Source organism: Neptuniibacter sp. QD57_21, assembly GCF_047778075.1.
In the GTDB taxonomy this organism is placed as follows: domain Bacteria; phylum Pseudomonadota; class Gammaproteobacteria; order Pseudomonadales; family Balneatricaceae; genus Neptuniibacter.
Genome location: NZ_CP180549.1, coordinates 204,191 through 230,357, shown reverse-complemented (window position 1 = coordinate 230,357; position 26,167 = coordinate 204,191). Strand labels below are relative to the sequence as shown.

The following is a 26,167-nucleotide window of genomic DNA, read 5'->3' as shown; positions in this document are numbered from 1 at the left end:
AAAAGCCCTAACTGCTTTGCAGTTGGGGCTTTTTTATACCCATCATAAAAAAGAACAAAAGCTCACAAAACAAACAAAAACACACCAAATTATCCACAAATAGAACTAAATAAAGAGAAACAAACCTCCATAACTACTTTTATAGATAAATCGACTATTTGAGCGCTTGTAAAATAGCCCGATAGATTTAAGAGGTGGAAGATTATGAGCATCACAATCGAACAATGCCGTACAGCTATTCGTAATAACTATCTGGCAGATGAAGCAGCCGTTATCAACGGTTTGATTAATAACTCAGGTTTAAGCGAAACAGAGCGCGGCGCTATTTCAGCCAATGCTGCAGATCTGGTACGCAAAGTTCGATCTGAAAGCTCCCCTTCCATGATGGAAAAATTCCTTGCCGAATACGGCCTGACCACCAAAGAAGGTGTCGCGCTGATGTGTTTGGCAGAAGCACTACTTCGTGTGCCAGACAGCCTAACCATCGACGCTTTAATCGAAGACAAAGTGGTATCCGGTAACTGGAAAGGCCACTTAGGCCAATCGGCATCTTCATTAGTAAACAGCTCAACTTGGGCGCTACTCATCACGGGTAAGCTACTTAAAGAAGATGAAAAGAAGAGCATCGGCTCCACAGTCAAAGGCATGATTAAACGCCTTGGTGAACCGGTTGTACGTACCGCCGTTGCCCAAGCGATGAAAGAGCTAGGCCGCCAGTTTGTACTTGGTCGCGACATCAACGAAGCAACTAAACGTGCAACAAAGCTTGAGAAACAAGGCTATAGCTACTCCTATGATATGCTCGGTGAAGCAGCCCGAACTGATGCCGATGCAATCCGTTACCACCAAGCTTACTCACAAGCGATCAGTGAACTGACATCTGCTTGTGAAAGCAAAGATATCCGCCTTAACCCGGGCATATCTGTAAAACTATCAGCTCTGCATGCCCGTTATGAAGTTGGCCAAAAAGCCCGTGTTATGCAGGAATTAGTAGAGCGTACCCTAACGCTAGCCCTGCAGGCAAAAGATGCCAATATGGGCTTCAATATTGATGCCGAAGAAGCCGATCGTCTCGACCTTTCACTTGATGTGATCGAAGCGGTTCTGGCAGATGAGCGCCTAGCAGACTGGGATGGCTTCGGTATTGTGGTACAAGCTTTTGGTCCACGTGCCGCGCATGTTCTGGACTGGCTGTATGCAACCGCTGAACGTCTAGATCGCCGTATCATGGTGCGTTTGGTAAAAGGCGCTTACTGGGATGCGGAGATCAAAAGAGCACAAGTGCTAGGCCTGGATGGCTTCCCTGTATTTACCCGTAAAGTTAATTCTGACCTGTCTTACATGTGTTGTGCAGAAAAGTTGATGCAGATGACAGATCGCATCTATCCACAGTTCGCTACGCATAACGCCCATTCAGCGGCTGCGATTCTGTTCATGGCGAAAAAACACGATGTGGATAACTTTGAGTTTCAGCGTCTACACGGCATGGGTGAATCACTGCACGATACAGTGTTGAAATCGAACAATACTCGCTGCCGTATCTATGCGCCTGTAGGTGCACACCGCGATCTACTGGCTTACCTTGTTCGTCGTTTGCTAGAGAACGGCGCAAACAGTTCCTTTGTAAACCAGATTGTCGATAAGCGCATTACACCTGAAGAGATCGCGACCGATCCATTTACCCAAGTGCTGGAAAGCCATAACGCAATCAGCAACAACATGATTGCCAAACCTGCCATGATTTTTGGTGAAAAGCGTCTAAATGCCAAAGGCTGGGATATCACTGACCATGTGACCTTAGAGCAGCTAGAACCGGCTCGTGAGGCCTTCCAGAACACGCAATGGCACGCAAAGCCGATGATTGCAGGCGATGCGAGCAGCTCTGAAACGGCTGAAATTCGTAACCCTGCCAACCCAGAAGATCTTGTAGGCCTGGTAACTGAAGCTAATGCTGAAGATATTGAAAGTGCGATTGCCTCTGCCGAGCTGGGTTTCCAGCGTTGGTCAAAAACTGACGCTAGCGAACGCGCCGCTTGCCTTCGCCGTGTCGCTGATCTATTAGAAGCCAATGCGCCTGAGCTGTTTGCGCTGGCGAGCCGTGAAGCAGGTAAAACACTTCTTGATGCTGTAGGCGAGATTCGTGAAGCGGTCGACTTTGCCCGTTACTATGCAAATGAAGCCGAGAAACACGCGAGCAGTGAAGCACGTGGTGTGATCACCTGTATATCCCCGTGGAACTTCCCTTTAGCTATTTTTGCTGGTCAGGTTTTAGCAGGCATCGCATCAGGTAATAGCGTCATCGCTAAGCCTGCTGACCAAACACCATTAATGGCTGCCCGCGCTGTTGCCCTGATGCATGAAGCCGGTATTCCAGAAGATGTTATCCAACTATTACCGGGCTCAGGTACCAATGTCGGCGCGCCACTGACCTCTGATCCACGCATCGCTGCAGTGTGCTTTACAGGCTCAACATTAACTGCACAGCGCATCAATAAGGTGATGGCGAAAAACATGGCTCCGGAGGCTCCTCTAGTAGCTGAAACCGGTGGTATGAACGCAATGATCGTTGATTCTACAGCCCTGCCAGAACAGGTGGTACGCGATGTTCTGATGTCATCGTTCCAGAGTGCAGGTCAGCGCTGCTCTGCTCTACGGGTACTTTATGTACAAGAAGATATTGCTGATAACCTACTAGAGATGTTGTTTGGCGCTATGGATGAACTACGCCTTGGTAACCCTTGGCTTCTAAGCACCGATGTTGGCCCGGTTATCGATAGTAACGCTAAAGCTAAGATTGATGAACACTGTGCAAAATTTGCCGCAAAAGGCCAGATACTTAAGAAACTCCCTGCTCCAACAGACGGTACTTTTGTCGCGCCAGCAGTACTGAAAGTGAACGGTATTGAGGAGATTGATGAAGAGATCTTTGGTCCTGTTCTACATGTCGCAACGTTTGCAGCAAAAGATCTAGATCAGGTAGTCGAATCGATTAACAGTAAAGGCTACGGTCTAACCTTTGGCCTACACACCCGCGTGGATAACCGTGTTGAGCGCATTATCAACAAAGTTAAGGTAGGCAACATCTACGTGAACCGTAACCAGATTGGTGCGATTGTCGGCTCACAACCATTCGGCGGTGAAGGCCTATCCGGTACTGGCCCTAAGGCAGGTGGTCCACACTACGTTAAACGTTTCACTCGCTCAAATATTAGCAATAGCACAGAAGCGCCAGCAGGCCAGACTATTAACTCTGAAACGCTGAACAAGATGATCCAACAACTGGATCAAACAGCTTCTACTGAAGCTAAGGTTTCCGAGGAACAACTTGCTAACGTCTTTGCTGAACAGGCATTTAAACTGCAAGGCCATAGCGCTGAAACTACAGAGATGCCAGGACCAACAGGCGAGTTAAACCTTCTATCCGAAACTGGGCGCGGTATTGTGCTTTGCCTAGGTCCCGATGCAGAAAGCGCTAAGAACCAGGCAGCAACGGCACTCATGCAAGGCAATGCGGTAGTCATTATTGCTCAAGGCATCGCTGATCTACTGAAACAGTGTGCTGAAGCTGAACTGCCAGTAGAAGGCATAGTGGGTCAATTGTCCGCTGAAGCCATCACCGAAACTGATGGATTCGCTGCGATCTGCTGCAATGCCAGCACTGAAGTCCTAAAAGAGATTCGTCTGGCACTCGCCGCTCGCGAAGGCGCGTTGCTGCCAATGATTACAGAACTGGATCAACCAGAACGTTTCGTCATGGAACGCCATCTGTGCATCGATACTACAGCCGCTGGCGGTAATGCCAGCCTAATCGCTACGGCCGGCTAAGACCGGCTTTAGCAAGTACCTTTCCACTTACTTCGTTTTTTGATTCATGGGCAAAATTCGAAGACCTTTACCCCGGGGCTACCGCCATTCAGCCCCGGGGGCTTTTCATTCTAAAAAATGAATTATTAAGCTTGGCTTCGATACCAATCGACAAATGTATCAGCGGGCATCGGCCTTGAGATTAAGTAACCCTGAATCTGGTCACAATTGAGCTCTCGCAATAGACCAAACTGGGTCTCCGTTTCTATCCCTTCGGCAACCACTTCAAGCCCTATGGCCTGGCTCATATCGATAATAGATGCCACTATGCTTAAATCGACTTCTGAGTCCTCAATATTAACCAAGAAACTACGGTCTATTTTCAGCACATCCAGAGACATATTACGGATATAGCTAAGACTGGAATAACCGGTACCAAAGTCATCAATGGCAATACGGACGCCTGCTGTTCTCAATATATTGATTGCTACGCGAGTCTCTTCTAGGCAATGCAAGAAACTGGTTTCCGTAAGCTCTACCGACAACAATCTAGATGGCAACTGGAACTCTTCCAGAACCTCTAAAATTTCTTCTGCTATATCTCGGCGCTGCATCTGCTTAGCAGACACATTGATTGCGACAGGAACTTCATACCCCAGCTTCCACCAGCTAGAACACTGACGAACCGCCTCTCTCAAAACGAAATAGCCGATTTGATCGATAACGCCTAAATCCTCAGCAAGTGGAATAAATTCATCAGGGGGAATAAAGCCTTGTTCAGGGTGATTCCAGCGAATTAATGCTTCGACGCCAACGAGTTGGCGATCTGATGCTGTTACCTTGGGCTGGTAATACAGTTCAAACTGTTCTGCTTCGATAGCTCGGTGCAGATCATTTGCCATGCGATAACGTGATTTCACCAACTGGTGCTGTTCAGAGGAGAAGAATCGATAGCTATTGCGACCAAAATCTTTCGCCTGTTTAACGGCAACTTCGGCACACTGAAACAGATCTTCAGGCTTTGTTGCATCTGTAGGGAAGAAACTCACCCCGACGCTGACAGTCAGATTGATCTCCGTACCAGACACTAATATGGGTTGATTGATCGTAGATAGAAGGCGATTTAAAAATTCACTTACCGCAGTATTATCATCAACATCAGTAAGGATCATATTAAAGGAGTCACCACCAAAACGGGCAACGGTATCGCCCTCCTCTAAAATTGACTCGATTCTACGACCCACCTCACGCAATACCTGATCACCCGCTTCGAGACCAAAGCGGTCATTTACCCTCTGAAAGAAGTCTAAATCAACGAAAGCTAAAGCAACTTGATGGCTATGCTCCTGCGCATATCCAAGGGATAAGTTAAGCCTGTCATTAAACATCTTCCTATTTGGAAGGCGAGTTAATTCATCAAAATAAGCTAAACGCTTAATACGAGCTTCCGATCTCTTAATTTCTGTTAGATCAGAGAAAATGGAAGCATACTGACAAATCTCTCCTGCATCATTTTCCACAGCCGTAATGGTCAGCCATTCGGGATAAACGGTACCATTTTTACGTTTATTCCAGATCTCACCCTGCCACTGTCCTTTGCTCTGTAATGAAGCCCACATATCCTGATAGAACTTCTTATCATGGCGACCAGAACTTAAAATATTGGTATTTTTGCCCAATACTTCCCAGTCTTCATATCCTGTAATATCAGTGAAGGCAGGGTTTACCCGCTGGATTTTAGCTTCCAGATCGGTCACTACGATCGCTTCCATCGAAGCGCTTATAACTTTATCTGCCAACTTCAGATTGTGTTGGGATAAAGCTAACGCCTGATCACGCTCATTCAATAATTCTTTTAAGCGATAGACATAATCCATCTCAACATTGCGCAGAATATCGCTATAGGAGATCAAACCAATAATCTCACCATCATGGCGCTTAACACCGAGGTGATGAAAACTGTGCTGCCGGAATACTTTGCGGGCGTTATAAAGGCTGAGATCAGCTTCAACAGCTACCAAATTGGCGGAAGCAAAATCTTTCAAAGGTAGATCTAAATCACCCTCCGCCACACTCAACATCAGATCATTTTCGGTAAGAATGCCTACAATATCCTTACCTTTGCAGATCAATGCAGCACTATGACCTGTCGTTTCCAAACGCTCTACAGCCAAACGAACCGTTTCGTGTTCAGGAATGATCAACGCATCTTTACTTATAATTTCTGAAACTGAGCGTAAAAACAGATCATGTTCCACCCCCTGGCTATTAACCACATCCGTCTCAGAAAGGATGCCGAAAAGCTGATTGCTTTCATCGACAACAACTAAATGACGGAAGCCTTCTGCAATAAAACGCAAACCCGCTTCATCAATAGTTGTGGTCGTTACAACCGTGCTGACAGGTGAAGACATGCAGGTAGATACATCGCTCTGCTCCAAGTCCGTCCCTGACACCGTGATCCGCATAATATCTCTGCGGGTGATAATGCCAACCGGCCGGTTTCCTTCGCAAACAACTACACAGCCGATGCCATGTTTAGCCATTAACCCTACCGCCGTAGATACCTTTGTATCTTCAGAACACACTACTAACTGTTGCTGCGCGACTTGACGCACCAAAAGGTGTTTCTGGGGGTATGGCATACTGGTCATTACGAACTTACTAACTCTGCTTTATGTCAGAAGAGCAATATTACTGAATAAAATTCGAACAATAAAACCACATGAATAATAAGGTTCTATGATATTGACCCGAGTCAAATAAACAGAAAAAACTCGCAGCAGGACCTAAGGTTGGCCCCGATAAAAATCGGTTTTTAAGACAGATAAAATAGAGAGAATAAAACAGGGAGGAAAGAGATTCCTCCCCGGAAAGCCCGAAAAATCAGTCTTATTAGCTTAGCTTTTCAAACATAAGATCCCAAACACCATGACCTAAACGTTCGCCACGTTTTTGGAACTTAGTGACTGGACGCCACTTTGGCTGTGGAGAGTATTCTCCGTCACCTGCAACGTTCTGATAGCCTTCAGCCGCGCTCATCACTTCCATCATGTGTTCAGCGTAATTTTCCCAATCGGTAGCCATATGGAAAACACCACCCACTTTCAGCTTCTTACGTAATGTCTGAGCAAACTCAGGTTGAACGATGCGGCGCTTGTGGTGACGCTTTTTGTGCCATGGATCAGGGAAGAACAGCTGAATGCAATCCAAGCTGCCATCTGGAATACACTGCGCCAACACTTCAATTGCATCATCGCAGAATACGCGGATGTTGCCTAAGCCTTCACGCTCTGCATTGCTTAGGATACGACCTACACCTGGGCGATGTACTTCGATACCGATGTAGTTTTTCTCTGGCTGATCTTTTGCCATTTCAACCAGTGAATCGCCCATGCCAAAACCGATCTCAAGTACAACCGGGGCATCGCGATTAAATACCTCAGCTAGATCTAACATCCCCTGTTTCAGCTCCAGCCCCATTTGCGGCCATACATCTTCCATCGCTTTCTGCTGACCTTCGGTCATACGCCCAGCACGTAAGACAAAGCTTTTTACAGTACGCATGTGCCTCTCTTCAGAAGCCTGCTCAGGGTTTTGCTGCTCGATGTTATTTTCTTCTGTCATCATCTGACCTAACTAAGTAAAACAAAACAGCCTGACATTGGGACGTCAGGCTGTATCGGAAAGTGTAGCCAAACCACCGTTAATTAGCGGCGATTATTTACCAACAATGGTTCCTTCCATTGGCGAAGAAGCACTCGCGTATTTCTTACGTGGCATACGGCCCGCCAAGAATGCTTCACGTCCAGCTTCAACCGCTTTACGCATAGCTGAAGCCATTAAAATAGGGTTTTGAGCACCGGCAATAGCCGAGTTCATCAATACCGCTTCACAACCCATTTCCATCGCTACCGCTGCTTCTGACGCAGTACCTACACCGGCATCAACCAATACCGGTACTTTGCAATCTTCCATAATAACATTGATATTATGTGGGTTAAGAATGCCCAAACCAGAACCGATCATAGAACCTAGTGGCATGATAGATACACAGCCTAGATCTTCTAGCTCTTTCGCTACGATTGGGTCATCACTGGTGTAAACCATTACTTTGAAACCATCACGTACCAGCACATCTGCGGCTTTGATTGTTTCAACAACATTTGGATATAGAGTTTTCTGGTCGCCCAATACTTCTAGCTTAACCAGATCATGACCATCCATCAGCTCACGCGCCAACTTACAAGTACGGATCGCATCATCAGCGTTAAAGCAGCCCGCCGTGTTCGGAAGGATTGTGTATTTCTCTGGAGAGATCACATCCAACAGATTTGGCTCATCTGGATTCTGACCAATATTAGTACGACGTACAGCCACGGTAACGATTTCAGCACCACTTGCTTCAATCGCCAAACGGGTCTCTTCCAGATCTTTATATTTACCTGTTCCGATTAGCAGACGAGAGTTAAAAGATTGGCCTGCGATTACTAGCGGATCATTTTCTAGGGACATGGTGTAATTCCAAATGCTCGTTATTATTTACTCTGGCTGTACTGCATCAAATGCTAAAATTAACCGCCACCAATGGCATGAACAATTTCAACACGGTCTGATTCTTTTAAAACCGTCTCAGCATGCTGGCTGCGCGGAATAATTTCAAGATTAAGCTCAATCGCGATTCGCTTTTCGCCTAACTCTAACTGCTCAACCAAACTTGTCAGGGTGATACCATCCTGCAACTGCAGCATCTCACCATTTACCTGAACCTGCATTGATCTATCTCCTACCTGAAGTCAGCGCTGCATACCCCAGCAACGCCCACCCGCAAAGGAACGCAACTCCACCTAGCGGTGTAACCATACCTAATGACCGCATCCCAGTTAACGCCATTAAGTACAAGCTGCCTGAAAACAACAGAATTCCAATCACAAATCCAACCGCCGCGCGCTTAATCACTTTCAGGTCTAAACGTTCTGGCGCGAATGCCAAAACCAGCAACGCCAGCGCGTGATAAAGGTGATATTCCACACCGGTCTGATACACAACATAAAGGGAAGGCTCGATCGAACCTTTAACTGCATGTGCACCAAATGCGCCGATAGCCACAGCTAAAAAGCCGAAAATGGACGCAATAAAAAGCAGTGGATATGTATTCATGATGAACTCTGTTAAAACGAGTTCGGATTATACCGAATTTGCTACGGCCTTGCCGAATACTGCTGGCATAAAAAAACCGCTTAAAAGCGGCTTTTTTACTCCAGAAAACGAATTACGCTTCCATGGAGACTCGAATCTTCTTCATCGCATTCTTTTCTAACTGACGAATACGCTCAGCGGATACGTCGTACTCTGCTGCTAGCTCGTGCAAAGTAGCTTTATCATCCGTTAACCAACGACGCGCCAAGATATCTTTACTACGCTCGTCCAACTCAGACATAGCCGACATTAAACGACGCTGTGCATCCTGTTCCCAGTTAGCATCTTCCACCTGTAGCGATGGATCTGCGCTTTTATCTTCTAGGTAGTGAGCAGGTGCCCAAGCAGCTTGCTCGTCATCTGCACCTTCCGGCGCATCAAATGCAGTATCAACAGAGGCCATACGACCTTCCATCTGACGTACTGTCTTAGCTTCTACGCCTAGATCTTCTGCGATTAGATCAACCTCATCGTTGGTCATCCAACCAAGGCCTTTCTTTTTCGAACGCAGATTGAAAAACAACTTGCGCTGCGCTTTGGTCGTTGCAACTTTCACAATACGCCAGTTACGCAGAATAAATTCATGCATCTCAGCTTTTACCCAGTGCACGGCGAAAGAAACCAGACGTACACCCATAGTTGGGTCAAAGCGTTTAACAGCCTTCATCAGGCCAACGTTACCTTCCTGAATTAGATCGCCTAGAGGCAGACCGTAACCAGAATACGTTTTAGCAACATGTACAACAAAACGAAGGTGAGACATAACCATCTGACGTGCAGCTTCTACGTCACCATCAAAGTGTAGGCGCTCAGCCAGAGAACGTTCCTCTTCAACGCTCAGCACAGGAATCGCCGTAACAGTCTGTACGTACGCATCCAGGTTCTGACCAGGAGAAAGGTTTTCAACAACTTGTAAGCTTGTGCCCATTAATGACCTCGTATCATTCTGCTTTAAACACCGCAGATATGACTTGTTTATAGTACAAAAGTTCCAACAAAATCCCGCTTCCTAAAAAGCGGGACCGAAAAATATAACGAGGAATAAGATAAAACGCAAATATGACGTTTAAATGACAGGTTATTGCGGCTCAATGTCGCGAAGGTGACGACTTACCGCGAGTTTTGCACCAACTAAACCAAGCAAGATTCCAGACAACAACAGAATAAGGCTATCTGAAAAACCTAAGCCCTGAAGCTCAAAATCGCTTTGATATAGTGCCGCTAGCTGCCCAACAGGCTCATTCAGAAGTAGTAGGCTGATCATCACAAACAACCAAGCCAAGGCAGCGCCTAAAAGACCAAACCAGAAACCGGTATAGATAAAGGGGCGCTTCACCCAAGAATCGGTCGCACCGACTAATTTTGCGACCTGAATCTCATCTTTGCGGTTTTCTATCGACAGACGGATCGTGTTACCCACCACCAGCAAGACAGACAACGCCAACAGCGCACCTAGAACCAGGACAACACGGTTAGCGAGTTCAACAAACGAGGCTAAACGCTCAACCCAAATCATATCCAACACTACATCATCGACTTCAGGCATTTCCGATAAAGTCTGTTGCAGCTTTATTAACGCTTGTTTCTGATTGTCTATGGGCTGAACCACAACAACCGCAGGCAGTGGATTGCTATCAAGAAAGCTTAAGATTTCAGCAAACTCCGACATCCGCTGAAACTCCAGTAAGCCCTGCTCTTTAGTCACCAATTCGACAGCGGCTAGATCTGATCGCAGCAGCATGTTTTGACTAAAGCGTTCGGCAGCTTCATCAGCAACCGAAGTTTTCAGATAGATAGAGATGCGCGGGTCACCCTGCCACTGGCCGCTCAGATGATTGATATTCTTCAAACCAACGAACATGACACCCGGCAACGCTAAGGCAATCGCCAATACCGCTAACGTCATTAAGCTCGGTAAAGGCGTCGCTTTTAAGCGCTTCAGTGAATCTTGCGCCGTCTTTTTATTGTGACGTAACCAGCTTTTTGCCTGAGCAACAAAGTCGATCTTATGACGAGCAGCACCTTTGGATTGAGCAGGTGCCGGAGCTGCAGTTTCTAAGGGTCGTTCTTGTCGAACGGCACCGCGTCTTTTCGGTTCTCGATTAGCCATCGCGTAGCAACCTCCCCTGATCCAAAATCAAGGTACGATGGCCCATACGTGAGATCAAAGACAAATCGTGACTGGCGATCAAAACGGTCGTGCCATGGCGGTTAAACTCCATAAACAGACTCATGATCTCAGCAGATAGCGTCGGGTCTAGGTTACCGGTCGGCTCATCGGCCAGCAGCAATTGCGGTTTGTGTACGATCGCACGGGCAATACCAATACGCTGCTGCTCACCGGTAGACAAAGCAATCGGATTAAACTTCTCTTTATGCAGCAAGCCAACCTTATCCAAGGCAGCTCTTACACGTCGCCCTGTATCTTCCTCATCGTAACCGGAGATATGTAACGGCAACGCGACATTTTCAAATACAGTGCGATCAAAGAGAAGCTGATGATTCTGGAATACTACACCGATACGACGGCGGTGGTAGGGAATATCTTCGCGACTAAACTGCGCTAAATCCTGTTGTGCTATGGAAACGCAACCTCGAGTAGGGCGCTCCATCAACATGATCAGTTTGAGTAACGTACTTTTACCTGCGCCCGAATGACCGGTTAGAAACGCCATCTCACCACGTTGTAGCGTGAAGTTTACGTCTCTAAGCGCATCGTGCCCTTCAGGGTAACGTTTGCTGACATTCTCAAACTGAATCATGCGGAATTCCTTTCACGACTTAATCAAATAGCGCGTCTACAAATTCCTGAGATTTGAATGGACGAAGATCATCAATCTGCTCGCCAACACCAATAAAGCGGATCGGCAGATCCATCTGTTTAGCGATAGCGAAGATCACGCCGCCTTTGGCAGTGCCATCCAGCTTAGTTAGGGAGATGCCTGTCACGCCAACACTGTCTTTAAAGATCTTTGCTTGGCTCAATGCATTCTGACCCGTACCGGCATCAAGGACCAACATCACTTCATGCGGCGCTTCTGGTGATAACTTCTGCGTTACACGGACAACTTTTTCCAGCTCTTGCATGAGGTTGTCTTTATTCTGCAGACGACCAGCAGTATCGGCGATCAATACATCAACGCCTTTAGCCTGAGCAGATTGCACCGCATCGTAAATAACAGATGCAGAGTCTGCACCGGTGTGCTGTGCCACAACAGGAACATCGTTGCGCTCACCCCATACTTGCAATTGCTCAACAGCCGCCGCACGGAACGTATCACCTGCAGCTAGCATCACTGACTTACCTTCGCTCTGGAAACGTTTCGCCAACTTACCAATCGTAGTTGTTTTACCGACGCCGTTTACCCCTACCATCAGGATAACGTAAGGCTTGTTATTACATTCTACTTTTAGCGGCTCTTCAGAACGGTGTAGCAGGCTTGCAAGCTCCTCTTTAAGTGCCACTTGTAATGCTTGCGCATCGCCTAGCTGTTTACGTTCTACCTTATCGGTTAGACGCTGAATAATGTCAGATGTCGCTTCAACACCAACATCAGCCATCAATAGAAGGGTTTCGATCTCTTCTAACAGATCATCATCGATCTCTTTCGCACCAAGGAAAAGGTTACCCAACTGCTCCGTTAGGTTCGCCTTGGTCTTGCTCAAACCCGATTTAATACGTGAGAAGAAACCTTTTTTCTCTTGTTTCTCTTCAACAGGCTTTTCTACAGGCGCTGGAACTGGTGCTTCCACTTCTGGCTCTGCCTGAGGTTCTACAGCCACTTCAACTACGGGCTCAGCTGTTGGCGTTTCTGGCTCCGCTTCCACAACAGTTTGCGGCGTTTCTTCCACTGGTTGTAATTCTTGTGCAGGCTCAACAACTTCAGCAGTTTCAACGGCTGCTTCTGCAAGAGGCTGCTCAACCGGAGCCTCTTCCTGAACTTCTTCTTTAACAGTTACAGGCTCTGATTCTTGAGGGGCCACGGCAGGTTCAGCAGCAACAGGCTGTTCAGGCGCAGGCACTGCGGCCTCGACTTCAACCTTCTCAACATCCTGTTCCTGAGTCTGCAGATTTTCTTCTTCTGCAGGCTTACCACCGAACATGGATTTTAATTTCTTAAACATTTAACTTCCTCATACAGCCGCCACATGATTCGGCCACTGGTTGATATAATTCTGCACTTAATTTATTCAGCTGAGTCGTCGCTACTCAAATAGCGATAGATTCCCGCAAGCACTAATGCGGTGATCACAACACCTGCGTAAGCTATGTAATCAGTATTCCAGCCTTCGGTAACAAACCATTTTTGTAAACTCAGCATGATTTTCCGTTCTCATACGGCATATTATTTGGGTGATAATGGCCAATAAAATCCAGCAGTCCACCCACAAAGTCTGGTATCTTATCACAGTGATTTGGTACAGAGACTACCCTTATGACAAATGAATACCGTCCCTTGTTTAATCGTAAATATTTGATCGGCCTCGTATGGTTCAGTTTGATCGCCATTATGATCCTTTCATCTATGGGACCAGGGGCAGTCAAATACCATGAGATCGAGTCAAATGAGGCAAGAACTCTCAGCTGGATGGAGTTAGATGACCAGCCTATTACGCTGGTTTTACTGCTACCTACACGCCCAGCTTTTAACTCGACTCAGCGCCAACTGCAGCAGCTTCAAAGTCAGATTTTACAACAGCGCTTAAATGCACTGGCTAACCCGACTTATAGCTATCATGTACTGCCACGCCAAGACCGCATCGAAGTTACGCTTCGCTGGTCATCAACGCAAGAATTACCTAACCTGAAATCGATCTGGAGTGCGCTAAGTCAACCGGTCGAGAGCGCCCGCTGGCAGGATCAACTGAAAACTATTCAGGCGCGCCAATATCTAGATGGTCAAAACAGCGAACAGCAGATCATTAATCACTTTTATGAGCGCTTACAGCCAAGCAATCGTATGACGGTTTTGGGTAACCTAAGTCGCAGCTTTAATGTCATGTTCGAAAATCCACGCTTTGCATTGAGCGGTGAAGGGGCTGAAGATCTCGTTTCAGCAGTTGAAGAGAGCCTTCCGCAACAGCAAAGCGATCAAAGCGCAGCGCTGATTACTGCCAGTCCTCAATTCATCCAGCAAGGTGAAAGTACGGATCAACGTTTTCGCTTACTGGTTGGTACGCTCATTCCTGCTCGCGACTCAAAAGATTTTGTACAAGAGAGGTTAAGTGCACAAGTACTTCAAGACCTGCTGAGCCAACAACAGACACAGTACAATCTGAACTTCCGTATGCTTTGGGCCGCTTTGAGTGATACCGGTTACCGTGCGCTGATTATTGATGGTGTACAAAACCCAGGTCCAGTATTACCCCAGTTAAGCCAGATGATTACCGAAGATCTAGTAGGAAAAAGCCAGCAGAACCTAGCTTCTCAATGGCATGACAATATGCGCGATATCGCTAACCAAGTGCAGGCGCTCAATCTGATTGCGTTCTACCGTTTGCCGGAAGACACATTAGAGACCTATGCGGAGCAGGTTTTAGATCAAGATACTGATCAAGTGATCGAACTCGCTCGTAAAGCCTTACAGGCAGATAAACAAATCAGTATCCTTCAATCCCCCTCGCTTTAAAGGAAAGACCATGGGCCGTCGCAACCCTCCTCGCAAACAGGCGAATAAGACAGATATCCCCCGTTCGCAGCTACGTATTATCGGTGGCGAATGGCGTGGCCGAAAGATAGAGTTTTTTGCCGTCGATGGTTTACGCCCTACACCGGACAGAGTGAGAGAAACCTTATTTAATTGGATTCAATCCTCAGTGCCGGGCGCGCAATGCTTAGACCTATTTAGTGGTAGTGGCGCCCTTGGGCTGGAAGCCCTATCTCGCGGTGCCGCGAGTATGACGTTTATCGATCTGAACCCAACCACATCTAGAAAGCTGAAAGACAATATCCAGTTTTTAAAGTGTCAGAATGCCGAAGTCGTTCAAGCCAATGTGCTTGAGTGGCTACAAAGCCGAAAAACTGATTGCGAGCAGCGCTACGACCTTGTGTTCCTAGATCCGCCTTTCCGCCAGGATCTTATCGCGCCGTGCTGCGAATTACTGGAAGCGCACAACCTATTATCAGAAAACGCTCTTATTTACGTTGAAAGCGAGTCAGAACTACATAACCCACAGGTACCTAGCCACTGGCATGAGCATAGACAAAAAACGGCAGGCCAAGTGACCTACCGTTTGTATATGCGTAATAGCTAGCCAGTGAGTTAATAAGCTGGCTGGACGTCGTCTAGATAGAAGCTCGCTTCATATTCTTTCAGATCATTCACATGTAGATCTTTCGGGAATTCAAAGCGGGCAGCAAATACCTGTCCCGGTTTGATATAACCTTTAACGTGATCAACATAACGCTCGATCTTGCCATTCCGTTTTAGGTACATTCCCATCACCATATCTTTTAGAACCGGCCCTTTCACTGCATAACGCCAGCGAGTTTCTAGGACATGATTACCAGCTTTACGGGATGACTCTAGCTTTAAACCGTTCTGTACCGCTTTTACAAAACGCGCTTGATCCTGCTGACGACGCTCCTCTACTTTCGCTTCCTGATGCTGCACATAAGCCCCTAACGCCGTAGATAAAAGCGCAGCGACACCACCACCGTCACCTGCAGCTACCTCATTGCTATTTTTGCGCCACAGCACATTATTATCCAACAACTGAGCTGAGCGAGGGTTAATCTGGCCTTTGCGGTAATAAGGCATTACAGCCTTACCGACTTTATAAGCCTCTTTATAGCGTTCGGCGTTTACAGGGTGATCATGATGGAACAGGGATCGAGCATTACCCTCCGCAGCATATTTTCTCTGCCAAATACGGCTAGCGGCGAGGGGATCATACCCGGCTAATGCGGTGTACAAGATGCCGATACGATCAGCCTCACGCTCACTTTCATGGGTAAAAGCAGCTTTGTAACCACTACGACGCGCGGAATTCGAACCCGCTAATGCACTGATCTGAGCATGTGTCTGGCGCTCATACACGTGGTTCGCCACAGTATGTGCGATCTCATGGGCAACAACCGCAGCCAGTTCAGCATCGTCTTTAAGATCTGTCATCAACTTAGAGTGCACAACTATGTAAGTACCCCCTGTCGTAAACGCATTAAAAGAGTCGCGTTTGATCAGAATTGGTTCCCAACGCTCATTTTTCAGATGAGAGATCTGATGAATACGGTCAAAAATACGAACTAAGCGCAAGTACTGACTACGGCTTACTGCCGCATTTACGGGTCTTTTGTGCTTATTCTCATTCGCAATAATTTTCTCAACATAGGCGTTACCCTGCTGAATCTGAGCCGAGCGATTGGCCATACTTAAGCTGCGCTGCCCTGTAACCCTATCTTTTTCACTAACAGATTCAGCGACTTGATAAAGCCCCCGATCCACCTTTTGTAAGGTCTGACAACCCGCTAGTCCAAGAACAAACGCGAATACAGCAAAAATACGCAACCAAGACATCTTCGTAATACCCTTAAAACCCATATAGTTATTGGTAATAAAAAACAAATTTCTTATAACCGATATAAATCAAACCATTCCATTATAGTATTTGTACCGCCCGTGCAATTCAGATAATATGCCGCACTTGCTAAACTGCTATTTTATTAGGCCTACACAAGATAGGCACTAATTAGACATCAACTGCTGTGAACCAGATATGAATACAGCCGTATACCCAGGAACATTCGATCCAATCACCAATGGTCATTCGGATCTAATTGAGCGTGCATCTAAACTTTTCGATAAAGTTGTTGTTGCTATCGCCGAAAGCCCTAAGAAGCGACCACTGCTGGAATTAGAAACTCGAGTAGCTTTGGTAGCCGAGGTAACTGCGCACCTCGACAATGTTGAAATTGTCGGCTTTGATTGTCTACTAGCAGAATTACTAGAGCAACAGAACGCAAATATTATTCTACGTGGATTGCGCGCAGTTTCGGATTTTGAGTACGAGTTTCAACTCGCAGCGATGAACCGACATCTAGCACCGAACGTAGAAAGTATATTTTTAACACCAGCGGAACATTTATCTTTCGTCTCCTCCACGCTGATCAGAGAGATCTCCAGCTTGGGCGGTGATGTAAGCAAATTTGTTCATCCGTCGGTGTCCAAGGCCCTGATTGAGCACCAGCGCCTGTAAATTTACTTTTATGACAGTGAGGTAGTCATCATGGCATTGATCATTACTGACGAATGTATCAACTGTGACGTATGTGAGCCGGAATGTCCGAACGAGGCCATCACTCCGGGTGACGAAATTTATGAGATTGAACCATCCAAATGTACTGAGTGCGTAGGCCACTACGATACTCCTCAGTGTGTTGAAGTTTGCCCAGTTGACTGTATCCCTAAAGATCCAGATCACGAAGAAACTGAAGCAGAGCTTATGGAAAAATATAAGGCTCTGACTGGTTCATAAGACCAGTATTCAGAATTAAAAAAAGCAGGCATTAGCCTGCTTTTTTATTGCCTAAAATTCAGACCTATTGATAACGCTCCTGCCAGAAGATCATTCGATCATTACCGCGGGCACGGCCGAATGTAATAATCGCATCGGGCACACTGCTGTCGTTAGCATTACCGTCCTGATCCCAATCGTATCTTAACCAATTATCGATCGAAGACAGACCCACAGGGAAGTAACCGGTATTATCATTGCCGCCTATGCCTGCACCTGGAGCCGTAAAAATCAGGCTAAAGTCACCCGATACTGCATCAGCATTTGTAGCGTCGATATTTAAATTACCTACTGTACTACCATCACCAACGGTAACCGTTCGATCGGCTTCCACACTGCTGATTAAATTACCGTTATAGCTAATACTCGCCAATGGGATGACGGTACAACTATCATCTGTATTGCGAACAAACGCTGTACCATCCCAATACTGAAGTTCAAATGGCACGGGGAGATCCTCAGTTTCTGGACCATGAGCGGATTGCAGGATAACGCGGCCATATCGCAGTTCCGTAGCACTCCCTAGCGCTACGCCTGTGCAGCTCCCAGTACAATCACCTGCTAGATCGGGATCGATATTCAATGCTGAGGAAGTGAAGTTACGATTATCTAATTCAGACGTAATCGACACACCTAACTGCAGCTGGGTATAGGGACCATCTTCTAACCCGGCAGAACCACCTTGGCGCTGGAAGGTCAGATCAGTAATAGCAGTTGAGCTTACTGTCGTTCTATCAATTACACCCTCAGTCCAACCACTTAACGACATAGGCGTCGTGAGACGCGAGCTTAATTCATTACCATCGTCGCTATCCTCCGCGCTTAACTCCAATACTGCAGTATTGCTATAAAGCGCAAGGTCATAGTTTTCGGTCAGCTCACCATCAGCAGAACGTGCTTCAATCTTGTATTCAAGGGCTGAGAACGGCTGTTGCATATAGGTAAACGGAGTACATTGTTCCTGCACAGCTGATTCAGTTAGAACGAAGTGATCTGGATAGAAACGGCCAACCTTGCGGTATTCACTCCCTATATCCACTCCCGACTGAATATAATCACTCATCGACCCCTTAAGCTGGATACTCCCAACTTCATCATATTTCAGACCTACAGCAGAACCATTTGAAGTTCCGAGCGAGATAGTTGCAGTACCACCGCTGAAATTACCTAACTGCCCAGCCCCCGTATTTGGCGTAAAGAATGTTGTATCTGCAAATATAGTTACAGATCCGGTAAAGTTTGGCGTAATACCATTATCAGTCAGATCCGCAATATTATCGGTACCGCTTGTGTCCAGCAGCGTATTGCCATCAGTATCTATTGCATCGGGAATACCATCATTATTGGTATCCTCAGCAGCATCATAGAGGTAAGCATTAACTTCAACATCAAACGGCTCATCTGCAGCGGCAAAGCCAGAGGAGCTATCTGGCCCGGTTTCATCTCCACTCGGATTTGTACCACCAGAAGAAGAGATACTAGGGAAACCAAACCCAAATGGACGTACAACAAAGAGATTCGAATTACCTGTCATGACCGCTCCAGTATCTGGCACGGTATAACTCGCCTGTAACTGCATTTCACCTGCATCATTGTAGTTAAGACGGACCGGTGCTTTAGACTCAGTATCGAATGTCATATCAACAGATTTGAATGTTTCCGGTGTACCTGAATTGAGGTCTACCTCGGGGTTACTGCCACTTTTAACGTTAAAAGTACGCCCCGAAACACACGAAGTTGGGTTGTTACATTGAGCTACCAGATTAATCGATAAAGTCGTACCATTTGGGAAGGCCGCCTGACACACACTCGGGTCTGCAGTCGTTGCTTCAACCGCCTGAAGATAAAGACTAGCCGCACCAAAACCAGCATCCGATGCTTTACCTGCAATCTGAGTCGGTATGGTTTCTACACCTGCGCCATCAATAAAACGAAACCCCGCAAGGGTATAGGTAATATTAGGGTCGTCAGCTGCAATCCAACTACCACTATTCTCAGTAATGGAGCCATCTGTTACGTTGAAACCGAAGGTTTCACTCGTGCCACTTAATATTGGGTGAGCAAACTGAAGCACAGCCGTTTGTTCTCCCGAAGCAAAGGTAAATGTGGCTACGCCATTATCAGAACTACCATTATCAAATGCCGATGTCCCACTCACGGCACCCAACCAGTTGCCTTTACCTGAGGTAGCAGAGATCGTCATAGCAGCACTACCGGCATCTACCGCACTATGAGAACTATCATGAGCTGAAATGGTAATGTTTTCGATTAAGCAGGTGACACCACTTTGGTCATGGGTAATCGAGTAGTGGTCAATCGATGCTCCACAGCTACGTGGAGTACCATCCCAGTTATTGGAATTCATGATATTTGTGCGAATTTGAGCGATTTTACTCTGACTTAAGACGCTATCAAATATTAGGAATTCATCCAACAGTCCTTCCCAGTCCTGACTTATATCAAAGCCGCCACCCAAACTATCCTGATCCTGGCCAATGATTAAACCGCCAGTCATCACATCTATCGGGCTGTTATCATCACCATCCGTATGAGTTACACAGCCTTGACTAGCACCGTCGATAAAGAAACAGCTTTGTGCTGTAGATGCCTTACGTGTCCAAGCAAGCTGATGCCAATCACCATCGCGCATTGTGGAAGTAGCAGATAACCTCGTATTAGTCTGGAATGGCGATGCAGTGATAGTTGGCCAAAACTGGTCATTATTATCAAAATAAAAAACAGCCTCATTTGCACCTAAACTGCTATCAGCACTGGCCACAGACAAAATAGTGGAGTCATCCGAAGAAGTCGATTTAGCCCAAACAATCACCGTAAAATCTAACAATCCATCCATTGCGCCTTTATGCATAGAAAGGTAATCCGTTGCACTGTTTGCACTTAGGTCAACAGCATTACACAGCTGAGCATCATCGGTTGGTGAAGCATTAAACGCCGTACCGTGATAATCGTTACCACTGACATCTAAAATATCATCCACACCACTCCAGCTTGCTTCATCAAACCGCCAATCAGCCACAGGAGCTAGTTCTACAATTGGGCAACTTCGATCAGAGCCATCTAAATTTTTCCCTGCATCCTGAAGATCATAAATACTTGCCACGTCTGAGCTGGAAAGCGCCTCATCAAAAAAAAGTACCTCGTCCATCAAGCCATTGAAAGCCTGACTGGCAACAAAGCCACCACCAAGCGAATCTTGCTCTTGCCCTAAAATCAATCCGTTGCTTGCTATGGTGATATTATCAATTCCTAAAGTCCTGCAACCCTGTAAGACTTTATCAATGTATAAACAGTTTTGATTGCCTGATCGGGTCCAGACCAAATGCCGCCAACTACTGGTAGCAAAATTAGAAACTGAAACAGAGCCATTATTGACATTGTTTAAATGTGGTTCAAAATTTGTGCTGCTATTGAACCAAAAGATCAACTCATTAAAGGAAGATGAATTGGCGCCAGAGATTAAAGATTGATTATTAGTATTAGCGGTATTCACCCATGTGGATATCGTAAAATCGCCCTGATTGGCAAAAAGATCACCATCAACCCTTACGTAATCCGTTGTTTCTGTTGCAGTCAGATCAGCAGCATTACATATTTTCCCCGAGACCGGCTGGATACCACCAAATGCCTCACCATGATAACTCCCTGAAGAGTCTGCAACTTCATTAAGGCTTCCATCCCAGCTAGTTTCATCAAATCTGAATTCAGCTACAGGTGTTAAGGGTCCAGAAGATGGACAGGTTCGAGTTGAACCATCCCAGTTGTTGCCTGCTAACTGATTAGTATAGATTTGAGTAACGTGTGTCTGAGTTAATACCTGATCGTAAACTAAGACCTCATCTAACTGACCAGAGAAATACTCTGGGCTACCACCATTGTCTTCAATACGGCCGATACTATTAAAGGTATTTGAAATAATCCCTGAAGCAATCGTGCCAGTCGCATTTAAAGCCCCATCAATAAAGATCTGATAAGCGCCTGTATTAGCATCTCTAGTTAGAACAACATGACGCCAAGTACCATCATTGATTGATGATGAGGATTTAGAAGTACTATCATCGCCAATACTAATACCGATATTCCCAGAAAGGTCCAACCAGCCCCAGAAAATATCGTCTGTACTGCCACTAATCTCTATACCCGTTACACCCGGCGCGAGATAATCCGTTGAACTACCTAACTGATTAGTTTTAATCCAAAAACTCAGACTAGCTGTTCCTCGCAGAGCTGACAGATCAATGGCTTCTACGAAATCATCAGCACCATCAAAACTTCCGGAACGACAAACGGCACCATCTGAGACTGTAATGGCCCCACCCTGAGCCTGACCGTCATGATTATTCCCGGTATTGTCGACCACTTCATTGGCGTTTCCTTGCCATTGAAGTTCATCCATCCGAAATTCTATTTCAGGATCAGGGATGGGAGTATCATCTAAAGTTTCCAGATCAATTTTGATGTAGTTCGTGTCATGTCGAGCTGAGTGACCTCCATTTTGTCTGGGCCACCTGTTCACCGACAGAATATGTATCTCGTTACTACTTACATAATCGGATAAATTGGAAGAAACTGAACCCGCCAGAGTTGTAAAACCTGAAGAAGAAGTCGATGCTAAGGATTCAAAGTTCCCTGAAGAGAAATTACGAATATAGAGGACCGCCCCAGAATATCCACTTCGAGAATTGGCCCCGCGACCACTCCAAGTAGCTGTTATTCTGCTTAAATCAGTTGCACTTTCGCTAACTGCAAACTGATAGAGCATTTTTGCATAGTTGCCCCCACTGTTTGCCCACTGATATTCATAAGAAAAGTCATTTGCGTTAATTCCAGATCCTAAAAATGAACTTAAACCACTAGTCGATGTTAACGAGCCATTATCGCCCCGAAGAGAGATATGGCTACCAGAGCTAAAGTCATAAGTAACTGTGGCAGCAGAGACACTGAATGAGAACAGCATTAACAATGCAGTGAAAACAGCACAAACGCTGCAGCCCATCCCATCGTTGATCCTATGCATCAGCTCCCCCAAACAACAATTAACGCCTCTAAAGACTATTCAGCCGATCAAATCGAAGCTTTAATACCCTTTAAACCATATCTTTCATCTAAAATAAGGCCAATCGCACTACCTTGCGCTAAGTGATAAGCATATTGCATATGTAAGCAGCGGATTTTGTCCCACTGAGAGATACCACCAATCCCATACTTACTGTAGAGCGGCGTGAAACCTAATTCTTCAATACGTTTTTTCTGCTCTTCAGAAGCCGAAGCCCAACGAAGATCCACATAACGCTGCTGATCCGCTAAGTGCTCAGCACGAAGCGCTTCGTTATCCATCAGTTCTTGTTCTAACTCTTTAACCGCACCTGCTGTTTCTATCTCAGCGATGGCTTGATAGATATCTTTACTGGCCATCCAATAAAGCGTTGGGAAAGGTTTATCATCAACCAACAGATCCATCTGCAACACTAATGGAACCTCTTGATCATTTTGTACAGCAATACCGGCTAAACCGCGCGGTTCACGACCCAACTGCTGTCGAATAATTTCTAACTGCTTTTCACTGGGTGAAATCAACACTACTACTCTCTATCTGTGACAAGCGAATAAATCGATTAATCTATTTATTATACATTACCGTAGTCTTCACCACGGCCCAGCCAACGTTCAACTAAGGAATCTGCAAAATCAGGCCATTCTTGCATCTGACCCGCCACCATCTTAACCCGAGTTAACAGATCTGAATCTCGTTGCAGATCGGCCATTTTAAACTGCATAGCTCCAGTCTGCCGTGTACCTAAAACCTCACCTGGCCCGCGTAACTGCAGATCTTTTTCCGCGATTTTAAAACCATCAGTGGTTTCACGCATTACAGTTAAACGTTCACGTCCCTGATTGGATAAAGGCGCGTGATACATCAGCACACAAAAGCTTTCGACAGAGCCTCGGCCCACTCGACCACGTAGCTGATGCAATTGCGCTAACCCTAAGCGCTCAGGGTTTTCTATGATCATCACACTGGCATTAGGAACGTCCACACCTACTTCAATGACCGTTGTCGCGACTAAAAGGTCCAATTCAGCTGATTTAAACTGCTGCATAATCTCAGCTTTTTCAGCCGGCTTCATACGACCATGCACTAAACCTATACGTAGTTCAGGCAGCGCTACTTTCAGATCCTCAGCAGTTACTTCTGCGGCTTGGCATTGCAAAGCTTCAGACTCTTCAATCAGAGTGCACACCCAGTAAACTTGGCGCTTTTCAGCGCAGGCTTTTTGTACCCGCTGAATAACTTCGTCGCGGCGGCTATCGGCAATAACTACAGTATTCACAGGTGTTCGTCCCGGTGGCAACTCATCGATAATAGAGCAATCCAGATCGGCGTAAGCACTCATGGTCAGAGTTCGGGGAATCGGCGTAGCGGTCATGATTAACTGGTGCGGAGCTAACTCACCATTACGCCCTTTTTCACGCAGTGACAGCCTTTGATGCACACCAAAGCGGTGCTGCTCATCGATCACCACTAAACCTAGATCAGAGAAGACGACCTCTTCCTGAAAAAGCGCGTGCGTCCCGACAACAACTCGCGCCTCACCTGCTCTAATCGCTTCTAGTTGCGCCTGCCTTTGCTTACCTTTGAGCTTACCTGCCAACCACGCAACTTTAATATCGAGTGACTCAAGCCAGTTACTGAAGTTGATATAGTGCTGTTCGGCCAAAATCTCGGTCGGCGCCATAATCGCAGCTTGCAGACCACTCTCTACCGTTTGTAGAGCAGCCAATGCCGCCACGACCGTTTTACCTGAACCAACATCGCCCTGCACTAAACGCAGCATAGGATAAGCTTGCGCAAGATCGTTGGCGATTTCATTGCCTACGCGCTGTTGCGCGCCAGTTAACGGGAACGGTAGCTGATCTAAAAAGGCTTGTTTAAGTTGTCCTGTTCCCGGCAGTTCAGGCGCACCTTTTTGACGTGCTTTTTGACGTAATTTCAACAAAGAGAGGTGATGAGCGAGTAGCTCTTCAAACGCCAAACGGCGCTGAGCAGGGTGCATACCGTCCAACAAAAGGTGCTGGTCTACATCGACTGGAGGGCGATGAAGATAAGCTACGGCATCATTCAAACTTGGGAACTGCCAGCCTTGTCGCAATTGATCAGGCACAAGCTCTTGCAGGCCACCCTCTTTCAGATAGTTAAGCGCTTGATCAGTCAGAGCTCGTAAACGTCCCTGATGCAGACCTTCTGTGGTTGGATAGATCGGCGTTAGGTTCTCTTCTACTGGAACCAAATCATCGTTATCCACCCGCTTATATTCAGGATGGACGATCTCCAAACCATTTGCACCTGTACGTGCTTCACCAAAGCAGCGAATACGAGTGCCAGGTTTTAAGTTATTTTTCTGAGCAGCTGTGAAATGAAAGAAACGTAGCGTTAGTGACCCCGTGCCATCTTGAATACGGCACAATAAACTGCGGCGGCGACCTTTGCTGATATCCGCCAGCTTCACCTCACCCTCAACCACGCACTCATCACCGGGACGTAACGCCCCCATAGGCACAATTCGCGTGCGATCTTGGTAACGCAGAGGCAGATGAAACAATAGATCCTGTAGATTTTGAATACCAAGGTTATTCAGCTTCTGCTCTAACGCAGCGCCAACACCTTTTAACTCTGTGACAGGAATAGAAGCAAGTAACAAACTTATTTACCGCCTGCAGGATCAAAAGAGGCAATCGCTTCAACCAACACATCGATCGCTTGCGGACGTGGAAAGCTAGCACGCCAAGCCACCCCAACCGTGCGTTCTGGCACTGGTTCTTGGAAAGGTCGTGTTACTACCATCTCTGATTTACCCGTTCCATATACAGCGGATTGCGGCAATACGGAACAACCTAAGCCAGAACCAACCATCATACGGATAGTCTCTAGAGAGCTACCCTCGGTAATCGTATGTTGAGTATTAATCGCTTGATTCAACGTTGGGCAGGATTCTAATACCTGATCCCTAAAACAATGCCCTTCGCCCAATAACAACAGCGGGGTATTAGGTAGATCTTCACTATTAATCTTTTTCTGCTGCGCCCAAGGGTGGCCCACTGGCATCAGCATTTCGAAATGCTCATCGTATAGAGGGCGCGTCAGAATATCCGGTTCTTGGAATGGCAGCGCTAAGATAATTGCATCCAGCTCACCGTTACGGATCTTAACTCGCAGGTTCTCAGTGAAGTTCTCTTCGATATACAGCGGCATATCAGGCGCAAGCTTTTGCACCTGAGAAACCAGATGAGGGAATAAGTAAGGTCCAATGGTGTAGATCGCGCCTACGCGAAGTGGGCTTTTCAGCTGATCTTTGCCCTCAAGCGCCAGATCTTTGATGGTATCGGCTTGCTCAAGCACGCGCTGCGCCTGTTGCACCACTTTATCACCTACAGGTGTGACGCGAACCGAGTTTTTACTGCGTTCAAACAGTGGTACACCCAACTCATCTTCAAGCTTTTTGACCGCTATAGACAAGGTAGGCTGACTGACAAAGCACTTTTCAGCCGCATGACCAAAATGCTGTTCTCTCGCCAAGGTAACAATGTAACGCAATTCTGTAAGGGTCATCCGGCCTTATCCTTTGCTATGATA

20 protein-coding genes are annotated in these 26,167 nt (G+C 46.5%); 5 read left to right on the top strand and 15 right to left on the bottom strand.

Going from position 1 to position 26,167, the window contains the following annotated elements:
• The first annotated feature begins 204 nt into the window (after window positions 1-204).
• Complete coding sequence (putA, locus tag ACMXYS_RS00950; RefSeq protein WP_415897331.1) at window positions 205-3,825, top strand: bifunctional proline dehydrogenase/L-glutamate gamma-semialdehyde dehydrogenase PutA; 3,621 nt, start codon at window positions 205-207, stop codon at window positions 3,823-3,825.
• 125 nt (window positions 3,826-3,950) lie between these two features.
• Here putA and ACMXYS_RS00945 read toward each other — a convergent pair whose 3' ends face one another.
• The 10 genes from ACMXYS_RS00945 to ACMXYS_RS00900 all read right to left on the bottom strand — a co-directional run bounded on the left by ACMXYS_RS00945 (window position 3,951) and on the right by ACMXYS_RS00900 (window position 13,325).
• A complete protein-coding gene (locus ACMXYS_RS00945) occupies window positions 3,951-6,449 on the bottom strand; it encodes an EAL domain-containing protein (protein ID WP_415897330.1) in 2,499 nt (832 codons plus the stop codon).
• Between the two features lie 250 nt (window positions 6,450-6,699).
• A complete protein-coding gene (trmB, locus tag ACMXYS_RS00940; RefSeq protein WP_415897329.1) occupies window positions 6,700-7,431 on the bottom strand; it encodes a tRNA (guanosine(46)-N7)-methyltransferase TrmB in 732 nt (243 codons plus the stop codon).
• A 93-nt stretch (window positions 7,432-7,524) separates the two neighbouring features.
• A complete protein-coding gene (locus tag ACMXYS_RS00935) occupies window positions 7,525-8,319 on the bottom strand; it encodes a thiazole synthase (RefSeq protein WP_415883127.1) in 795 nt (264 codons plus the stop codon).
• Window positions 8,320-8,378: 59 nt separating this feature from the next.
• The gene (gene thiS, locus ACMXYS_RS00930; RefSeq protein WP_415883126.1) at window positions 8,379-8,579 is read right to left on the bottom strand and encodes a sulfur carrier protein ThiS; all 201 of its coding nucleotides are present in this window, start codon (window positions 8,577-8,579) and stop codon (window positions 8,379-8,381) included.
• 4 nt (window positions 8,580-8,583) lie between these two features.
• Window positions 8,584-8,964 (bottom strand): DUF423 domain-containing protein, encoded by a 381-nt coding sequence (locus ACMXYS_RS00925; protein WP_415883125.1) that lies wholly within the window; start codon window positions 8,962-8,964, stop codon window positions 8,584-8,586.
• Between the two features lie 112 nt (window positions 8,965-9,076).
• Complete coding sequence (rpoH, locus tag ACMXYS_RS00920) at window positions 9,077-9,931, bottom strand: RNA polymerase sigma factor RpoH (RefSeq protein ID WP_415897328.1); 855 nt, start codon at window positions 9,929-9,931, stop codon at window positions 9,077-9,079.
• A gap of 150 nt (window positions 9,932-10,081) precedes the next feature.
• The gene (ftsX, locus tag ACMXYS_RS00915) at window positions 10,082-11,113 is read right to left on the bottom strand and encodes a permease-like cell division protein FtsX (protein WP_415883123.1); all 1,032 of its coding nucleotides are present in this window, start codon (window positions 11,111-11,113) and stop codon (window positions 10,082-10,084) included.
• On the bottom strand, window positions 11,106-11,765 hold the full coding sequence (ftsE, locus tag ACMXYS_RS00910; protein ID WP_415883122.1) for a cell division ATP-binding protein FtsE: 660 nt from the start codon (window positions 11,763-11,765) through the stop codon (window positions 11,106-11,108). The genes ftsX and ftsE overlap by 8 nt, the downstream gene beginning before the upstream one ends.
• A 19-nt stretch (window positions 11,766-11,784) precedes the next feature.
• Window positions 11,785-13,128, bottom strand: a complete 1,344-nt coding sequence (gene ftsY / locus ACMXYS_RS00905; RefSeq protein WP_415883121.1) for a signal recognition particle-docking protein FtsY — start codon at window positions 13,126-13,128, stop codon at window positions 11,785-11,787.
• Between the two features lie 62 nt (window positions 13,129-13,190).
• A complete protein-coding gene (locus ACMXYS_RS00900) occupies window positions 13,191-13,325 on the bottom strand; it encodes a hypothetical protein (protein ID WP_415883120.1) in 135 nt (44 codons plus the stop codon).
• 114 nt (window positions 13,326-13,439) lie between these two features.
• Between ACMXYS_RS00900 and ACMXYS_RS00895 the strand changes: the two genes are divergently transcribed.
• Both ACMXYS_RS00895 and rsmD read left to right on the top strand, forming a co-directional pair.
• Window positions 13,440-14,633: a hypothetical protein gene (locus tag ACMXYS_RS00895; protein ID WP_415897327.1), complete on the top strand. Its 1,194-nt coding sequence runs from the start codon at window positions 13,440-13,442 to the stop codon at window positions 14,631-14,633.
• Window positions 14,634-14,643: 10 nt separating this feature from the next.
• Window positions 14,644-15,258, top strand: a complete 615-nt coding sequence (gene rsmD / locus ACMXYS_RS00890; RefSeq protein WP_415883118.1) for a 16S rRNA (guanine(966)-N(2))-methyltransferase RsmD — start codon at window positions 14,644-14,646, stop codon at window positions 15,256-15,258.
• An 8-nt stretch (window positions 15,259-15,266) separates the two neighbouring features.
• Here rsmD and ACMXYS_RS00885 read toward each other — a convergent pair whose 3' ends face one another.
• Window positions 15,267-16,520, bottom strand: coding sequence for a M48 family metallopeptidase (locus tag ACMXYS_RS00885; protein ID WP_415883117.1), 1,254 nt, complete (start codon window positions 16,518-16,520; stop codon window positions 15,267-15,269).
• Between the two features lie 199 nt (window positions 16,521-16,719).
• Here ACMXYS_RS00885 and coaD point away from each other — a divergent pair, with 199 nt between their 5' ends.
• Both coaD and ACMXYS_RS00875 read left to right on the top strand, forming a co-directional pair.
• A complete protein-coding gene (gene coaD / locus ACMXYS_RS00880) occupies window positions 16,720-17,199 on the top strand; it encodes a pantetheine-phosphate adenylyltransferase (RefSeq protein WP_415886550.1) in 480 nt (159 codons plus the stop codon).
• Between the two features lie 30 nt (window positions 17,200-17,229).
• Window positions 17,230-17,478 (top strand): YfhL family 4Fe-4S dicluster ferredoxin, encoded by a 249-nt coding sequence (locus ACMXYS_RS00875; RefSeq protein ID WP_415886549.1) that lies wholly within the window; start codon window positions 17,230-17,232, stop codon window positions 17,476-17,478.
• 64 nt (window positions 17,479-17,542) lie between these two features.
• Here the strand turns inward: ACMXYS_RS00875 and ACMXYS_RS00870 are convergent, their stop codons facing one another.
• Genes ACMXYS_RS00870 through ACMXYS_RS00855 form a run of 4 tightly spaced genes read right to left on the bottom strand, consistent with a single transcriptional unit; the run spans window position 17,543 to window position 26,143 of the window.
• On the bottom strand, window positions 17,543-22,552 hold the full coding sequence (locus ACMXYS_RS00870) for a DUF6701 domain-containing protein (protein WP_415897326.1): 5,010 nt from the start codon (window positions 22,550-22,552) through the stop codon (window positions 17,543-17,545).
• 47 nt (window positions 22,553-22,599) lie between these two features.
• Window positions 22,600-23,115 carry a DUF501 domain-containing protein gene (locus ACMXYS_RS00865; protein WP_415897325.1) on the bottom strand — a complete coding sequence of 172 codons (516 nt, stop codon included), beginning with the start codon at window positions 23,113-23,115 and terminating at the stop codon, window positions 22,600-22,602.
• A gap of 47 nt (window positions 23,116-23,162) precedes the next feature.
• On the bottom strand, window positions 23,163-25,241 hold the full coding sequence (gene recG / locus ACMXYS_RS00860; protein WP_415884696.1) for an ATP-dependent DNA helicase RecG: 2,079 nt from the start codon (window positions 25,239-25,241) through the stop codon (window positions 23,163-23,165).
• Window positions 25,238-26,143: a hydrogen peroxide-inducible genes activator gene (locus tag ACMXYS_RS00855; RefSeq protein WP_415883112.1), complete on the bottom strand. Its 906-nt coding sequence runs from the start codon at window positions 26,141-26,143 to the stop codon at window positions 25,238-25,240. Before ACMXYS_RS00855 ends, recG begins: the two co-directional genes overlap by 4 nt.
• Window positions 26,144-26,167: the final 24 nt, after the last annotated feature.

What these genes read in the sequence shown, in the direction of transcription:
- ACMXYS_RS00895 (WP_415897327.1), top strand. Translation starts at nt 13,440, where the DNA reads ATGACAAATGAATACCGTCCCTTGTTTAATCGTAAATATTTGATCGGC.
- ACMXYS_RS00885 (WP_415883117.1), bottom strand. Translation starts at nt 16,520, where the DNA reads ATGTCTTGGTTGCGTATTTTTGCTGTATTCGCGTTTGTTCTTGGACTA.
- trmB (WP_415897329.1), bottom strand. Translation starts at nt 7,431, where the DNA reads ATGACAGAAGAAAATAACATCGAGCAGCAAAACCCTGAGCAGGCTTCT.
- ftsX (WP_415883123.1), bottom strand. Translation starts at nt 11,113, where the DNA reads ATGGCTAATCGAGAACCGAAAAGACGCGGTGCCGTTCGACAAGAACGA.
- ACMXYS_RS00870 (WP_415897326.1), bottom strand. Translation starts at nt 22,552, where the DNA reads ATGCATAGGATCAACGATGGGATGGGCTGCAGCGTTTGTGCTGTTTTC.
- ACMXYS_RS00900 (WP_415883120.1), bottom strand. Translation starts at nt 13,325, where the DNA reads ATGCTGAGTTTACAAAAATGGTTTGTTACCGAAGGCTGGAATACTGAT.
- rpoH (WP_415897328.1), bottom strand. Translation starts at nt 9,931, where the DNA reads ATGGGCACAAGCTTACAAGTTGTTGAAAACCTTTCTCCTGGTCAGAAC.
- putA (WP_415897331.1), top strand. Translation starts at nt 205, where the DNA reads ATGAGCATCACAATCGAACAATGCCGTACAGCTATTCGTAATAACTAT.
- ftsE (WP_415883122.1), bottom strand. Translation starts at nt 11,765, where the DNA reads ATGATTCAGTTTGAGAATGTCAGCAAACGTTACCCTGAAGGGCACGAT.
- ACMXYS_RS00925 (WP_415883125.1), bottom strand. Translation starts at nt 8,964, where the DNA reads ATGAATACATATCCACTGCTTTTTATTGCGTCCATTTTCGGCTTTTTA.
- ACMXYS_RS00875 (WP_415886549.1), top strand. Translation starts at nt 17,230, where the DNA reads ATGGCATTGATCATTACTGACGAATGTATCAACTGTGACGTATGTGAG.
- ACMXYS_RS00855 (WP_415883112.1), bottom strand. Translation starts at nt 26,143, where the DNA reads ATGACCCTTACAGAATTGCGTTACATTGTTACCTTGGCGAGAGAACAG.
- ACMXYS_RS00945 (WP_415897330.1), bottom strand. Translation starts at nt 6,449, where the DNA reads ATGCCATACCCCCAGAAACACCTTTTGGTGCGTCAAGTCGCGCAGCAA.
- rsmD (WP_415883118.1), top strand. Translation starts at nt 14,644, where the DNA reads ATGGGCCGTCGCAACCCTCCTCGCAAACAGGCGAATAAGACAGATATC.
- thiS (WP_415883126.1), bottom strand. Translation starts at nt 8,579, where the DNA reads ATGCAGGTTCAGGTAAATGGTGAGATGCTGCAGTTGCAGGATGGTATC.
- ftsY (WP_415883121.1), bottom strand. Translation starts at nt 13,128, where the DNA reads ATGTTTAAGAAATTAAAATCCATGTTCGGTGGTAAGCCTGCAGAAGAA.
- coaD (WP_415886550.1), top strand. Translation starts at nt 16,720, where the DNA reads ATGAATACAGCCGTATACCCAGGAACATTCGATCCAATCACCAATGGT.
- ACMXYS_RS00935 (WP_415883127.1), bottom strand. Translation starts at nt 8,319, where the DNA reads ATGTCCCTAGAAAATGATCCGCTAGTAATCGCAGGCCAATCTTTTAAC.